Here is a 13950-nt window from a genome sequence, read left to right as displayed (position 1 = left end):
CAGACCCGCCCTGCTGAGGCCGACGTTCCTGCGGTGGTGGGTCTCGATACGCCCCTGCGTGGCTACTCGACCAGCATGTCTGCGGGCGTCTCTTCCGAGTAGATCCACCAGCGCCGACGGACGAGCATGCAGACCCCCGGCCCGCACGGGGACCTGCATGCTGATCGAGTAGCCCGCGCCGCGGGCGTATCGAGATCCACCAGCGCCGATGGACGGGCCTGCAGACCCTCCCTGCTGGGGACGGCGGGGCTCGACGCGCCCCGCGCGTCCGCGCTGCTCAGCCGATTCCTACGCGACGACCGGAGCGTTTCCGCGCGGGCCCGCGAGCGGATGCGTCGCGGACGCTACCGGTCTTCGTGGCCGGACGATCGCGGTGCTGCGCGTGCACTGTGTGATCGTGCTCGGAGCGAGGAGAAGTGTCAGCAGAGCGCAGCGCGCACCTGGCGAACGGTGGACAGCGACACGTTCGCGCCGAGGCGCTCGATCCTGCGCTGCAGGGCGGAGTCGGTCGTGGTCGTGCAGGCGGCGGCGATGCGCGGGTCGGTCGCGTCGATGCCCAGGCGCTCGAGGACCGCGGCGACCTTCGCCGGGATGGCGGGCTGGGGTGCTGCAGTGCTCGAGAGCTCTCCGTCGATGCCTGTGCGGTCCTGGCCCGCGGTCACGAGGAGAGGCGTGGGAGTTCCTCCGAGGGGGACGTCCTTCCAGAACTCGGGGATGCAGTCGAGGGGGAAGGGCTGGAACGAGATCTCGACGTTCCCCGGGATGACTCCGGTGATCGCGTAGGTGCCGTCCGGTTCCGTCACCGCTGAACGCCCCAGCAAGAGGTTGATGCGGTTCACCGCGCCGACGGTGATCCCCCCGGTCGGGACGCCGTCGCACGTGACCCGGCCGGAGACGGTCGAGCCGGGGGTGAGAGTCACGTCCGCCGTGGCGACGGAGTCGGCAGTGATGTCGACCTCGGTCGCTTCCGCGGTGGTGAGGACCCCGTCCCACATCTGTGAGCCCCACTCGCTCCCCGCCGGCGGTTGGATCGCCAGCCGGTAGGTGCCGGTCTCGACGCGCACGGAGTAGTCACCCTGCGCGTCGCTCGTTGCACCGTCCCCGACCTGGTACCCCTCTTCGCTGATGGGGATCACGTTCGCGCCTGCGACCGGACCGGCTCCGGCGCCGCTCACCGTTCCCTGCAGCGTCCCGTACGCGACGTCGGCTCGTGCCGGCACGGCGGCACCGACCGTCAGTGCGGTGGCGAAGGTCATGGCGGCGATGCCGATGGATGTCATGCGTACTCGGCGGCTGGACTGTCGGAGCATGTGATTCCCCTCTCACGGCCGTCGCACAGGCGCGACGATCCCGCTCGAACGGTATCGGCTCCAGGTCGGATCGCATCAGCCCCACTCCTCCCTTGCGACGCTGCTCGGAGGTGCTCGGATCAGATCACCGGACGTCCGGTCGGGGCGTGCTGCGGATCGGCGGGGGCTCCTCGCATCGGGGCTCGCAGGCTTCCCCGTCGCGGAAGCAGAAGTGCTCCTCATCAAGGCTGTGCTTCCTCTCGGCAGGACCGGAGGGACCCGTCGAGGTTCATCGCGTCGTCACTCACGGTGATGTGCCCGCGAAGAAGGCCGAGACGCCGGCGCGACATCGCGGTGGTGTCGCGGCGCCGGCCGGAGCTCCCGCGACCGGCCGCGTCACGAGCAGCCCCGCGAGTCTCCTAAAATCGGAGCCATGTCGAAGGTCTTGAACAGTCTGCCCGTGGGCGAGCGCGTCGGAATCGCATTCTCGGGAGGGCTCGACACATCGGTCGCGGTCGCCTGGATGCGCGAGAAGGGCGCGGTGCCCTGCACCTACACCGCCGACATCGGCCAGGCCGACGAGCCCGACATCGACAGCGTGCCCGCGCGCGCCGCGCAGTACGGCGCCGAGATCTCGCGTCTCGTCGACGCGAAGTCCGCCCTCGTCGAGGAGGGTCTCGTCGCGCTGCAGTGCGGCGCCTTCCACATCCGCTCCGGCGGCAAGACCTACTTCAACACCACTCCCCTGGGCCGCGCCGTCACCGGCACCCTGCTGGTCCGCGCGATGCGCGAGGACGGCGTCGACATCTGGGGCGACGGCTCCACCTACAAGGGCAACGACATCGAGCGGTTCTACCGCTACGGCCTGCTCGCCAACCCGCGCCTGCGCATCTACAAGCCGTGGCTCGACGTCCAGTTCGTCAACGAGCTCGGCGGCCGCACGGAGATGTCGGAGTGGCTCGTCGCCCGCGGCTTCCCGTACCGCGACGCCACCGAGAAGGCATACAGCACCGACGCCAACATCTGGGGCGCCACCCACGAGGCCAAGCGCCTCGAGGAGCTCTCCAGCGGCATGGAGCTGGTCGAGCCGATCATGGGCGTCGCCGCCTGGCGCGAGGACGTCGAGATCGCCGCCGAGACGGTCAGCGTCCGCTTCGAGGCCGGCCGTCCGGTCGCCCTCAACGGCGTCGAGTACTCCGACCCGGTCGCCCTCGTCCTCGAGGCCAACGCGATCGGCGGCCGCCACGGCCTGGGCAACTCCGACCAGATCGAGAACCGCATCATCGAGGCCAAGAGCCGCGGCATCTACGAGGCGCCCGGCATGGCGCTGCTGCACCTGACCTACGAGCGCCTGCTCAACGCGATCCACAACGAGGACACCATCGCGCAGTACCACTCCGAGGGCCGCCGCCTCGGCCGCCTGATGTACGAGGGCCGCTGGCTCGACCCGCAGTCGCTGATGCTGCGCGAGTCCATCCAGCGCTGGGTCGGCTCCGCCGTCTCCGGCGAGGTCACCGTGCGCCTGCGCCGTGGCGACGACTACACGATCCTCGACACCACCGGCCCCGCGCTGAGCTACCACCCCGACAAGCTCTCGATGGAGCGCGTCGGCGACGCCGCGTTCGGGCCCGAGGACCGCATCGGACAGCTGACCATGCGCAACCTCGACATCGCGGACTCCCGCTCGCGCCTCGAGCAGTACGCCGCCGCGGGCCTGGTCGGCGGCTCGACCGCCGAGCTGGTCGGCCACCTCGAGATCGGCGAGTCCGAGGCCATCACCGAGGGCAACGGCTCCGCCGCCGCCGACGCCCTCGGCCGCGCCACCGACCTCGCCTCCGAGGGCGCCGCCTTCGACGCCGGCACCGACTGACGCACCCTCCCGAGGGCCGGCGGGAACTCCCCCGCCGGCCCTTCTCGGTACCACGGTCCGTGCCCACCTCCGGCACGCAGAACACCCCTCGGCACGTCGAATCGGCCCGTCCCCGCGAGCCGAACGCGGCCCCACGAGCCGAACTTCCGCCCGCGCCCTGACATCCGCTCTCCCCGAGCCCGCCGTGCCGCCACCTCCTCCGAACGGAGGGGTGGTCGCGGTGCCTCGTCGCGGCTCCTGGCTCGGGTCTGGCGGGCGCGCCGCAGGCGCGCGGGAAGGAGCCGCGACGAGGCGCCGCGTCCACCCCGTTCGCACCGCCAGAACGATGTCGCGAAGCGACGAGCACGCCAGCAGTCAGCACCCGGCCTCGTCAGTCCCCCCGCACCAGCCCGAGCGCCGCTTCCGCCGTCGCCACAGACTGCCCCGGATCGACCCGCGCCAGCACCAGCGCCGTCACCAGCAGCGACACCAGCACCCCCGCCTGCCGCCCCCGCCACTCGGCGGACTCCCCCGGCCACCGCGCCGCCGCCCCCGCGAGCATCGCCCGCTGCAGCTCCGCCCGGTACTCCGCGATCACCTCGCGCACCGCGTCGTCGCGCGCGATCGGCGCACCCGCCGCGTTGAGGAGGAGGCACCCGCTCTGCGCCGACACGGTCCGCGGATCGGCGAGCGCGTCCCGCAACCCCGAGAAGTAGTCCTCGAGGGCAGCCGGCTCCACGTCGACCCGGGTGAGCGGCTCCAGCCGAGGCCGCACGATCTCGTCGAGGTAGCTCTGCACCGCCGCGTCGAAGAGCCCGCGCTTGCTGCCGAACGCGTGGTACAGGCTGGAGCGGCCGAGTCCGGTCGCCGCCTCGAGCTCGGGCAGCGACGCCTCCTCGAAGCCGCGGTCCCAGAAGACGGCGCGCGCCGACCGGACCACCTGGTCGGTGTCGAAGCTCTGCGTGCGTCCCACGGCGACTCCCTCTGCTGACGACCCGGAACCGGTGGTCTGTTGTGAACCGGTCGTTCCAGTATAGAGTGAGGCCGTTCGGTAGTGAACCGAGCGATACACAATCAGGAGGCCTCGCCGTGATCGTCATCGGACTCGTTCTCGCCGTCCTCGCGGCGCTGCTGCACGTCTACATCTTCGTGCTGGAGTCGCTGCTCTGGACGACCCCGCGCGCCCGCTCCACCTTCGGCACCACGGCCGGCGAGGCCGAATCGACGAAGGAGCTCGCGTTCAACCAGGGCTTCTACAACCTGTTCCTCGCGATCGTCACGATCGTCGGCGTGATCGTGCTCGCCTCGGGAGCGACCGCCGTCGGCGCCGCACTCGTCTTCACCGGCACCGGATCGATGGTGGCCGCAGCCCTCGTGCTGCTGCTCTCCTCCCCCGGCAAGCGGCGCGCGGCCCTCACTCAGATGGCGCCCGGACTGCTCGCGGTCCTCGTGCTCGGCATCGGCCTCGCGGCCTCCTGATCTCCATCCCCACGACCCCTCGAGAGGCTCCATGACCACCGTCACCAGCACCCAGATCCAGCTCGTCCGCCGCCCCGTCGGCTGGCCCGTCGCCGAGGACTTCCGGACCGCGCAGGTCGAGTACGACGAGCCCGCCGCCGGCGAGATCCGCGTCGAGAACGCCTTCCTCTCCGTCGACCCCTACATGCGCGGGCGGATGAACGACGTCAAGAGCTACACCCCGCCCTACGCGCTCGGCGAGACGATGACCGGCGGCGCGATCGGCCGCGTCACCGTGTCGAGCGACCCGGACTTCCCGGTCGGCGCCGTCGTGCTGCATCAGCTCGGCTGGCGCGACATCGTCCAGGCCCAGAGCTCGGCGTTCCGCGTCGTCCCCGAGATCCCCGGCGCCCCGCTCTCGCTGCGGCTCGGCGTCCTCGGCATGACCGGCCTCACCGCCTTCGTCGGCCTCACCACCATCGCGGGGCTGAAGGAGGGCGACACCGTCTTCGTCTCCGGCGCCGCGGGAGCCGTCGGCTCGGCCGCCGGCCAGATCGCCCGCCTGCTCGGAGCGAAGCGCGTCATCGGCTCCGCCGGCTCGGCCGAGAAGGTCGCGCTGCTGACGGAGAAGTACGGCTACGACGCCGCGTTCGACTACCACGCCGGCCCCGTCCGCGAGCAGCTCGCCGCAGCGGCACCCGAGGGCATCGACGTCTACTTCGACAACGTCGGCGGCGATCACCTCGAGGCGGCGCTCGACGCCTTCAACGACGGCGGACGCGCGGCGCTCTGCGGCGCGATCGCCGGCTACAACAGCACCGAGAAGCCGGCCGGGCCCGACAACATGGCCAACATCATCACCCGCGGGCTGACCCTGCGCGGCTTCACCCTGTCGGCGTACCTCGACCACGCCCCGGAGTTCAACCGCCTGATGGGCGGCTGGTTCCAGGAGGGGAGCATCGCCTACGACGAGACCGTCGTCGACGGCATCGACCACGCGGTCGAGGCCTTCCTCTCCATGATGAGCGGCGGCAACACCGGCAAGATGATCGTCCGCCTCTAGTGCGACGCCGAGGCGTCCCCGGACCGTCGAGACGTCCCGCTACTGCGGGCTGTCTCGACCGTACGGGGACGCCTCGCCCGGCCCATGCTGGTCGAGTAGCCGCACAGCGGCGTATCGAGACCCGCCCACCGGACGACGATGGATCTCGATACGCCCTCTGCGAGGGCTACTCGATCAGCATGAGGGCACCCCTCGCGAGGGCTACTCGATCAGCATGACGGCAGCCCTCTGCGAGGGCTACTCGATCAGCAGGCAGTGCCCCCGCCCGGCGCCTCAGCGCTTGACGGCGTCGATCTTCAGCATCTTGGCGATGACGGAGTCGAGCTCCGAGTCGTCGAAGATCTTCTTCCAGTCGTCCTTGATCAGCGCCTCGCGGCCGTAGCCCATGGCGATGTGGCACGCCTCCGAGAAGGGGTTCGAGCCGCGCAGGCCGTTGGTCAGCGCGATCCAGGTGTGGCCGTAGAGCATCGCGCGGGCCGCCTCGTAGGGCACGCCGACGCCGTTGACGGTCTCGTCCAGCGCCTCCTTGAGGAACTCGCCGACCATGCAGGCGATGGTCTCGACCAGGGTCGGCTCGAGCACCGCGAGCTGCTTGACGGTCACCCAGTGCACGGCGATGACGGGCGCGTAGATGGTCGAGATGACCTTCCCCGCGATCGCCCGCACGTCGTCGTCGGCGTCCTCGAGGGCGGCGACGACCTCCTGCGGCGCGGCGATGCCGCCGAACGTGTCGGCCCACTCCTCCGGGGTGGTGCGCTCGAGGAACACCGACGGGTGGCACGGGTGCGCCACGGCGTAGTGGATGTCCTCGCGCTTCGCGAGCAGCCCCGCGTAGGCGGCGGCCGGGTCGAGGGTGAGGATGATCGCGCCGCTCTTCATCTGCGGGATCACGTCCTCCGAGACCGCGCCGAGCACGACGTCCGGCACGGCGAGGATGACGACGTCGGCGTCCTTCACGGCGTCGGGCGTCGCGGTGATCTCGCGGCCCGCCTCGCGGGTGCGCTCCTGGCCGGCGGGCGAGGCCTCGCTGTAGAGGGCGTTGTACTCGGACTTCTGCAGGTTGTTCGAGACCCGCATGCCCATCTTGCCGCCGGCGCCGATGACGGCGACGGTGAGGGCGGAGGCGGCGGTGCCCGGGGCGGTGGTGGCGGTGGTGTCGGTCATGAGTTCCTTCTCCTGAGCTGGTCGAGGGTGGTGCGGGTCCACTCGGCTTCGAGCCGGGTGGTGACGAGCGCCTGCTCCGCGGCGGGGACGGTGTCCTGCCAGGGGAGCCAGAACTCGATGATCTGGGTGATGCCGCGCTCCGCCGGCTGCAGCAGCGCGAGCATGGCGTCGTAGTCGAGGCGGCCGTCGCCGAGCGCCGTGCCGGTGTAGACGAAGCCGACCCAGCCGGGATTGCGGCTGAAGTCGAAGTCCTTCACGTGCCAGTTGGCGACGTACGGGGCGCAGCGGGCGGTGACGTCCTCCGGCAGCTCGAGGTTCGCGACGGTGTTCGCCGGGTCGAGGCAGATCCGGATCCGCGGGTGATCGAGCGTCGCGATCACGTCGACGAGGTCGGCCGTGCTCACCTGCTCGTAGGTCTCCAGGGCCAGCGTGACGCCGGCCTCCTCCAGCTCGGGCGCGATCTCGCGCAGGCGCCGCAGCGTCTCGGCGCGGTCCGGCCGGTCCTCCCCCGACGTCCACATGCTGCGCAGCAGCACGACGTCGAGCGCGCGGGCCAGGCGGAGCCAGCGGCGCAGGTGCGCGGGATCGGTGCCGCGGGTGCCGAGCTCGAGCCCGACCCCCTCGGCGTTCGCGACCGCGCGCAGCGACGCGAGCTGCTCGTCCGAGTACTCCTCGAGCGCCGGCACGTCGCAGAGCTGCAGCAGGTCGACGCCGAGCGCGGCGGTCTCGCGGACCATGGCCTCGACGCCGAGCGGCTCGGGGACGCGATCGGAGGAGCGCCAGAAGAAGGCGTAGCTGCTCAGCCCGATGCGGCTCACGATCGGGCCTCCAAGTCGGCGCGCACGAGAGCGAGCGCCTCGTCGAAGATCGCGCCGACCGCCTCGGGGTCGTGCGCGAAGCGGCCGAGGAACAGCCCGGGCACGCGGCCCTCGAGCGCGGTCAGGAGCCCGGGTCCGGCGCTGCCGCCGTAGATGACGCGGCTGCCGGCGCGGCCGGGGAGCTGCGCGAGCGCCGCCTCGAGCGCGGTGACGACGCCGGCGATGAAGGCCGGCTCGGCGGGCTCGGGGGCGCCGATCGCCCAGACCGGCTCGTAGGCGGCGAGGATCGGGCCGACGGCGCCGGCCTCGTCCGCGTCCGCGAGGGCGGAGCCGATCTGCGCGAGCACGAGCTCGACGGCGTCCTCGACGGAGCCGCGCTCGGTCTCGCCGACGCAGAGCAGCGGGACGAGGTCGTTGCGGAACGCCGCCGCGACCTTCGCGCGCACGCGCTCGTCGTCGTCACCGAAGAGCGCGCGCCGCTCGGCGTGGCCGATCTCGACCAGCCGACAGCCGACCTCGCGCAGCTCCGCACCGCTGACCTCGCCGGTGAACGCTCCCGCGTCCTCCCAGAACAGGTCCTGCGCGCCGAGCGCGACTCCGGTTTCCGCCGCGAGGGCGCCGACCGGCACCAGCGCGGGGAAGGTCGGCACCACGAACAGCTCGACGGCTCCCGAGGCGGTCGCCTCGTGCGTCCGCGCGATCTCGGCGATGCGCTGCATCCACTCGAGCGTCCGCGCGTGCCCGAAGTACATCTTGAGGCTCACGCCGACGGTGAACGCCGGGGCGTCCCCGGCGGCGCGGCTCAGCACGAGCCGACCGTGGCGGCGTCGTCCGCGACCGGGTTGCCGGCCTCGTAGGCCTCGATCACGCGCACCTTCTCGGCGGAGGCGGAGGAGCTGTCGAACTCGTAGCCGAGCCACTCCTTCGCGAGGCGGCGCGCGAGCTCGATGCCGACGACGCGCTGGCCCATGCAGAGCACCTGCGCGTCGTTGGAGAGGATCGAGCGCTCGACCGAGAACGAGTCGTGCGCGGTGACGGCGCGGATGCCGGCCACCTTGTTGGCGGCGATCGCGACGCCGAGCCCGGTGCCGCAGATCAGGATCGCGCGGTCGGCGTCGCCGCGGGCGACCATCTCGGCGGCGGCGATGGCGACGCTCGGGTAGGGCGTGTGCGACGAGGCGTCGACGCCGACGTCGACGACGGACGCGACGCGGGAGTCCTTCTCGAGGTCGGCCTTGACGATCTCCTTGTAGTCGAGACCGGCGTCGTCGGAGCCGACGACGAGGCGGAGGGGTGCGCTCATGGGTGTTCTCTCCTTGCTGGAAGCGGTCGTGGGGACGGGGTCGACGCTACGCGCCGCTGCCGACAGAGCCGGGGGTCGCGGAGACGGAGGCGCCCGCCCGCAGCACCGCGCCGATCGCGGTGACGATGAGCCCGAGCGAGTGCGCCCCGGCGTCGGGGGTGCCGAGGCTCTTCTCGGCGTGCGGCCGGGCGCGGCCCATCTTCGGCAGCAGCTGCGCGGTCGCGGCGGCGGCGGTCGTGCAGGCCTCGGCGGCCCGGGTCCAGGCCGCGGGCAGCTCCTCCCCCGCGGCGACGGCCTCGCCGAGGACGTCGGCGAAGGGGACGAGGGAGTCGACCATCGTCTTGTCGCCCGGCGTCGCGCCGAAGCGGAGGATCGCCGCGCGGGCGCCGTCGACCCCCTCGACCACCGCGGCGGCCGTGGGCGCGGCGGTGTCGCCGAGCGCCGAGCCGACCGCGGCGAGCGCGGCGCCCCAAAGCGCTCCGGAGGTGCCGCCGGCCCGGTCGGACCAGGCATCGCCGGCATGGGCGAGCACGGTTCCCGCCCCGGCGCCGGCCTCGAGCGCGGCCCGGGCGGCGGCGACCGCCGCGTGCACGCCGCGCTGCATGCCGATGCCGTGATCGCCGTCGCCGGCGACCGCGTCGATCCGGCCGAGCTCGTCGGCGTTCTCGTCGATCGTGGACTGCGTCGCCTCGAGAGCGGCGAGCACGGTGCGGGCGGCGTCGCGGGAATCGTCGCTCGCCTCGCCGATGACGACCGCGGTCGTCTCCTGCTCCGTCACAGCGGCCTGCTCGGCGGGGCGGACCGAGCCCTTGCGGTACGCGGGAGCCTCGGCCGGCGCGGCCCAGAGCCGCTCCAGCTCGTCGTCGACCCAGAAGAAGGTGAGTGAGACGCCGGCCATGTCGAAGCTCGTGACGAGCTCGCCGACCTCGGGCTCGAGCACCTCGAGGCCGCGCTCGCGCAGGCGCCGCTCGACGCCGGCGTAGACGACGAACAGCTCCTCGTACTTCACGGAGCCGAGCCCGTTCAGCACGACGACGAGGCGCGAGCCCTCGGCCGCGTCGACGCCGTCGGGCAGCTCGGCGAGCAGGGACGAGACCAGCAGCTCGGCGAGACCGTCGGCCGTGGGCACGTCGTCCTCGCGGATGCCGGGCTCCCCGTGGATGCCCATGCCGACCGCCATCCGACCCTCCGGCACGGTGAACAGCGGCTCCAACGCCCCGGGCAGCGAGCAGCCCGAGAACGCCACGCCGAAGGAGCGGGTGCGCTCGTTGGCGAGGCGGGCGATGCGCTCGACCTCGTCCAGCGACGCGCCCTCCTCCGCCGCGGCGCCCGCGACCTTGAAGACCGTCAGATCGCCCGCGATCCCTCGGCGCTTGTGCTTCTCGGCGACGCTCGCGCTCGAGACGTCGTCCGTCACCGTGACGGTGCGGACGTCGATCCCCTCGTCGCGGAGGCGCCGCTCGGCCGCGTCGAAGTTGAGCACGTCGCCCGCGTAGTTGCCGTAGCTGAGCAGCACGCCGCCGCCGTGCTCGGCCGCCGCGGCGACCGAGTGCACCTGCTGCGCGGACGGCGAGGCGAAGAGGTTCCCCATCGCCGCGCCGTGCGCGAGCCCCTGCCCGACGAGTCCGCCGAACGCCGGGTAGTGGCCGGAGCCGCCGCCCACCACGAGGGCGACCGAGCCGGGCGCGCTCACGGTCGAGCGCACCACGCCGCCCTGCACCCGCCGCACGAAGCGGCGGTTCGCGGCGACGAAGCCGTCGATCATCTCGTCGGCGAAGTCGGACGGGTCGTTGTAGAGCCGGGTCATCAGGAGTCCTGTTCGGGGAGGGGCGGCGTCGGGCGGTCAGCAGGTCGTGCGGGTGCTCAGTGCGCGATCACGTCGACGCTCGGGGCGTCGAGCGGTGCGTCCTTGTAGCGGCGCGCGAGGAGGGACATCAGCACCGCGGAGAGCAGCAGGAAGAAGCCGACGATGACCATCGGGACCTCGTAGCCGCCGGTCGCGTCCTTCAGGGCGCCCGTGATGTACGGGGCCGAGAAGCCGGCCAGGTTGCCGATCGTGTTGATCAGCGCGATGCCCGCGGCCGCCGCCGCGCCGGTGAGGAACCGGGTCGGGAAGGTCCAGAAGTTGGGCAGCGCCGAGAAGATCGCCATCGCGGTGACGGTGATCACGGCGATCGTGGCCGCCGGGGAGCCGGCGAAGAGCGCGAGCGGGATGCTCAGGCCACCGACGATCGCGGGGATCACGATGTGCCAGGTGCGCACGCCGCGGCGGGTGGCGTCGCGCGACCAGAGGTAGAGGGCGATGGCCGCGGGCACGTAGGGGATCGCGGTGATCAGGCCCTTCTCGAAGATGCCGAAGGTGGTGCCGTACTGCTCCTGGAAGCCCTCGATGATCGTGGGCAGGAAGAAGGCGAGCGCGTAGAGGCCGTAGATGAAGCCGAAGTAGACGAAGCTCAGCATCCAGACGCGGCCGCTCTTGAAGGCGGAGGACATCTTGGGGTGCGTGGTGACGCCCTTGGTCTTGACGTCCTCCTCGCGCTTCAGCGCGGTGGTCAGCCAGACCTGCTCCTCGCGGGTCAGCCACTTCGCGTCGGAGGGCTTGTCCTTGAGGTAGAACCAGGCGATGACGCCCACGACGATCGCGGGCAGCGAGACGCCGAGGAACATGAAGCGCCAGCCCTCGAGGCCGAGGATGCCGTCCTGCTCGATCAGGAAGCCGGCGAGCGGGGCGCCGATCACCGTGGTGAGCGGCTGCGCCAGGTAGAAGAGCGCGAGGATCTTCGAGCGGTGCTTGGCCGGCACCCAGAGGCTGAGGAAGAGGATCGCGCCGGGGAAGAAGCCGGCCTCGGCGACACCAAGCAGGAAGCGCAGGGCGACGAGCTGCTCGAAGTTCTGCACCCAGGTGAAGAGGAGCGCCACGATGCCCCAGCTGACCATGATGCGGGCGAGCCAGCGGCGGGCGCCGAAGCGGTGCAGCGCGAGGTTGCTCGGCACCTCCAGCAGGATGTAGCCGATGAAGAAGACGCCCGAGGCGAAGCCGAACTGGGCCGCCGAGAGGGCGAGGTCGGCCTCCATGCCGTTCGGCGCGGCGAAGCCGATGGCCGTCCGGTCGAGGTAGTTGATGAAGAACATCAGGGCGACGAACGGCACGAGCCGGATCGACACCTTCCTGATGGCGCTCTTCTCGACGGCGGCGTCCGCCGTCGCGGTTCCGCCTGTGCGGGAGGGAAGGTCCACGTCGATCTCCTGATCCGTGTCAACGACTGTGTTGGGTGGTGCGGGGTGGGGCTCGGGCCGCCTTCGGGGGAATTGGCTGACCGGTTGACCAATTAGAGGATGCCGTGCCGGGGCCGCGGTTGTCAACCGGTTCTCCGGTCGAGTCGCTGCGGGTGCGGCGTCGGCGCGGTTGCTACGGTCGGAGCATGCCGGCGTACCCCGAAGACGACCCGTCCCTCGTGCGCCTGGAGCTGCAGGTCCTCCCCCGCGGCACCGCCGTCGCCGAGGTCGCCAAGCAGCTCACCTCGCTGCTCACCCGCGGCGACCTCGTGCCCGGCTCCCGCCTCCCGCCGGAACGCCAGCTCGCCGAGAGCCTCGGCGTCGGCCGCTCGGCGGTGCGGGAGGCGCTCGCGGCGCTGGAGATCCTCGGCATCGTCACGGTGCGGCCCGGCTCCGGCACCTACCTCCGCGACAGCACCTCCGAGCTGCTGCCGACGACGCTGAGCTGGGGCCTGATGCTCTCGGCCGGCCGCACCGCCGAGCTGATCGAGGTGCGCAGTGGGCTCGAGGTGCAGGCGGCGATGCTGGCGGCGCTCCGGATCGACGACGAGGGACTCGCCAGGCTGCACGCGCACCTCGAGGCGATGGAGTCGCACCTCGACGACATCGCGGCCTTCGTCGAGGCCGACGTGCGCTTCCACCTCCAGATCGCCCTCAGTGCGGAGAACGTCGTGCTGCGCGATCTGCTGCAGACCATCCGCTCCCTGCTGCGGCTCTGGGTCGAGCGCGCGCTGAGCAGCCCGGAGCAGGCTCGCGACGCCTTCACCGAGCACCGTGCCGTGCTCGAGGCGATCGAGGCGCGCGATCCCGCCGCCGCTGCGAGGGCGATGGAGGCGCACATGAGCACCGCGTCGCGGCGGCTGGCGGACACCGGGAGCTGATCCGCGGGCCATCGATCCGGGTCCGTCGATGTGGGGCTGCCGATCCGGGTCCGTCGATCCGGGCTGCCGATCGCGCCCCGCGGTGGCAGACTCGGCCCATGAGCCACCTCCTGCGCCGCGGTGCCGCGGCGGCCCTGACCCTCGCCGCGGTCGGCCTCCTCGTCACCGGCTGCGCGGGGCGCGCCGGCATCGCCTCCACGACCTCGCCGCTGCCGCGGCCGAGCGCGACGGCCACCATCACGCCCACCCCCTCCGTCACGCCCACCGCGACGGCGACGGCCGCAGCGTCGCTCGCTCCGTCCGCGGAGCCGGCGCCGACGACCGCCCCGGAGACCCCCGCCCCGGCGCCGACCGCGTCCCAGCCGCCCGCGCCGGCGCCCGAGCCCGAGACCGTCCGCTGCGTCGGGAGCGACCTCTCGCTCGAGTACCGCCCCGATCCCGACGCGTCCGGCGCGGGCAGCAGCGCCTTCGACCTGGTCTTCACGAACACGACGGACCGCGCCTGCACCCTCGCCGGCATCCCCGGGGTCTACGCCGCCGGGGCCGACGGCAGCCGCCTCGGCGCGGTCGCCTCCGCCGACGGCCCGAACCCGTCCGGCCTGCTCGCCCTCGCTCCGGCGGCGCAGGCGGACGTCCGGGTCGCCTGGCACTCCCCCGGCGCCTTCGGCTGCCCGACCGCGACGTCGACGTTCCTGGTCGCCGAGGTGATCGACGCGGCCGATGCCGCCGTCCGCGCGCCCGCCGCGATCGAGGTCTGCACCGACAGCACGGTGTACCTGGACGCGTCCACGTACACGCTGCTCGGCTGAACCGACGCACACGCTGCTCGGCCGAACCGCAGCCCCGGTT

The 13950-nt window shown here is 72.3% G+C and carries 13 protein-coding genes; 5 read left to right on the top strand and 8 right to left on the bottom strand.

Annotation, left to right across the window (positions count from 1 at the left end):
- Positions 1 to 419: 419 nt before the first annotated feature.
- Positions 420 to 1280, bottom strand: a complete 861-nt coding sequence (locus HQQ86_RS17185; protein WP_173289477.1) for a carboxypeptidase regulatory-like domain-containing protein — start codon at positions 1278 to 1280, stop codon at positions 420 to 422.
- 442 nt (positions 1281 to 1722) lie between these two features.
- Here HQQ86_RS17185 and argG point away from each other — a divergent pair, with 442 nt between their 5' ends.
- Positions 1723 to 3159 (top strand): argininosuccinate synthase, encoded by a 1437-nt coding sequence (gene argG / locus HQQ86_RS17180; protein ID WP_123446074.1) that lies wholly within the window; start codon positions 1723 to 1725, stop codon positions 3157 to 3159.
- 370 nt (positions 3160 to 3529) lie between these two features.
- Here the strand turns inward: argG and HQQ86_RS17175 are convergent, their stop codons facing one another.
- Positions 3530 to 4111, bottom strand: a complete 582-nt coding sequence (locus HQQ86_RS17175) for a TetR/AcrR family transcriptional regulator (RefSeq protein WP_173289476.1) — start codon at positions 4109 to 4111, stop codon at positions 3530 to 3532.
- A gap of 116 nt (positions 4112 to 4227) precedes the next feature.
- On the opposite strand from HQQ86_RS17175, the gene HQQ86_RS17170 reads away from it, so the two are divergent.
- Together HQQ86_RS17170 and HQQ86_RS17165 are read left to right on the top strand one after the other, a co-directional pair.
- On the top strand, positions 4228 to 4617 hold the full coding sequence (locus HQQ86_RS17170; protein ID WP_173289475.1) for a DUF1304 domain-containing protein: 390 nt from the start codon (positions 4228 to 4230) through the stop codon (positions 4615 to 4617).
- A 31-nt stretch (positions 4618 to 4648) separates the two neighbouring features.
- On the top strand, positions 4649 to 5659 hold the full coding sequence (locus tag HQQ86_RS17165; RefSeq protein WP_173289474.1) for an NADP-dependent oxidoreductase: 1011 nt from the start codon (positions 4649 to 4651) through the stop codon (positions 5657 to 5659).
- A 273-nt stretch (positions 5660 to 5932) separates the two neighbouring features.
- On the opposite strand, the gene HQQ86_RS17160 is transcribed toward HQQ86_RS17165, so the two are convergent.
- From HQQ86_RS17160 to HQQ86_RS17135, 6 genes are read right to left on the bottom strand one after another with little or no spacing between them, the layout of a single operon-like run.
- Entirely contained in the window at positions 5933 to 6823 is an 891-nt protein-coding gene (locus HQQ86_RS17160; protein WP_173289473.1) for a phosphogluconate dehydrogenase C-terminal domain-containing protein, read from the bottom strand.
- Complete coding sequence (locus HQQ86_RS17155; protein WP_367948709.1) at positions 6820 to 7641, bottom strand: sugar phosphate isomerase/epimerase family protein; 822 nt, start codon at positions 7639 to 7641, stop codon at positions 6820 to 6822. Before HQQ86_RS17155 ends, HQQ86_RS17160 begins: the two co-directional genes overlap by 4 nt.
- Positions 7638 to 8450, bottom strand: a complete 813-nt coding sequence (locus HQQ86_RS17150) for a triose-phosphate isomerase (RefSeq protein ID WP_367948708.1) — start codon at positions 8448 to 8450, stop codon at positions 7638 to 7640. The genes HQQ86_RS17155 and HQQ86_RS17150 overlap by 4 nt, the downstream gene beginning before the upstream one ends.
- A complete protein-coding gene (locus tag HQQ86_RS17145; RefSeq protein WP_173289472.1) occupies positions 8444 to 8944 on the bottom strand; it encodes a ribose-5-phosphate isomerase in 501 nt (166 codons plus the stop codon). The genes HQQ86_RS17150 and HQQ86_RS17145 overlap by 7 nt, the downstream gene beginning before the upstream one ends.
- Before the next feature lie 46 nt (positions 8945 to 8990).
- Positions 8991 to 10751 (bottom strand): dihydroxyacetone kinase family protein, encoded by a 1761-nt coding sequence (locus HQQ86_RS17140; RefSeq protein ID WP_173289471.1) that lies wholly within the window; start codon positions 10749 to 10751, stop codon positions 8991 to 8993.
- A 56-nt stretch (positions 10752 to 10807) separates the two neighbouring features.
- The gene (locus HQQ86_RS17135) at positions 10808 to 12181 is read right to left on the bottom strand and encodes an MFS transporter (protein ID WP_173289470.1); all 1374 of its coding nucleotides are present in this window, start codon (positions 12179 to 12181) and stop codon (positions 10808 to 10810) included.
- Between the two features lie 185 nt (positions 12182 to 12366).
- Here HQQ86_RS17135 and HQQ86_RS17130 point away from each other — a divergent pair, with 185 nt between their 5' ends.
- Positions 12367 to 13101 carry a FadR/GntR family transcriptional regulator gene (locus HQQ86_RS17130; protein WP_160090147.1) on the top strand — a complete coding sequence of 245 codons (735 nt, stop codon included), beginning with the start codon at positions 12367 to 12369 and terminating at the stop codon, positions 13099 to 13101.
- Between the two features lie 98 nt (positions 13102 to 13199).
- Complete coding sequence (locus HQQ86_RS17125) at positions 13200 to 13910, top strand: DUF4232 domain-containing protein (RefSeq protein WP_173289469.1); 711 nt, start codon at positions 13200 to 13202, stop codon at positions 13908 to 13910.
- Positions 13911 to 13950: the final 40 nt, after the last annotated feature.

The sequence above is a fragment of the Rathayibacter sp. VKM Ac-2857 genome, from assembly GCF_013205025.1.
GTDB lineage: Bacteria > Actinomycetota > Actinomycetes > Actinomycetales > Microbacteriaceae > Rathayibacter.
Note: the sequence above shows the minus strand (reverse complement) of the source record. Positions and strands in the feature narration are given on the sequence as shown.

Coding starts and splice junctions, on each gene's coding strand:
- argG (WP_123446074.1), top strand. CDS start 1,723: ATGTCGAAGGTCTTGAACAGTCTGCCCGTGGGCGAGCGCGTCGGAATC.
- HQQ86_RS17165 (WP_173289474.1), top strand. CDS start 4,649: ATGACCACCGTCACCAGCACCCAGATCCAGCTCGTCCGCCGCCCCGTC.
- HQQ86_RS17130 (WP_160090147.1), top strand. CDS start 12,367: ATGCCGGCGTACCCCGAAGACGACCCGTCCCTCGTGCGCCTGGAGCTG.
- HQQ86_RS17140 (WP_173289471.1), bottom strand. CDS start 10,751: ATGACCCGGCTCTACAACGACCCGTCCGACTTCGCCGACGAGATGATC.
- HQQ86_RS17125 (WP_173289469.1), top strand. CDS start 13,200: ATGAGCCACCTCCTGCGCCGCGGTGCCGCGGCGGCCCTGACCCTCGCC.
- HQQ86_RS17185 (WP_173289477.1), bottom strand. CDS start 1,280: ATGACATCCATCGGCATCGCCGCCATGACCTTCGCCACCGCACTGACG.
- HQQ86_RS17160 (WP_173289473.1), bottom strand. CDS start 6,823: ATGACCGACACCACCGCCACCACCGCCCCGGGCACCGCCGCCTCCGCC.
- HQQ86_RS17145 (WP_173289472.1), bottom strand. CDS start 8,944: ATGAGCGCACCCCTCCGCCTCGTCGTCGGCTCCGACGACGCCGGTCTC.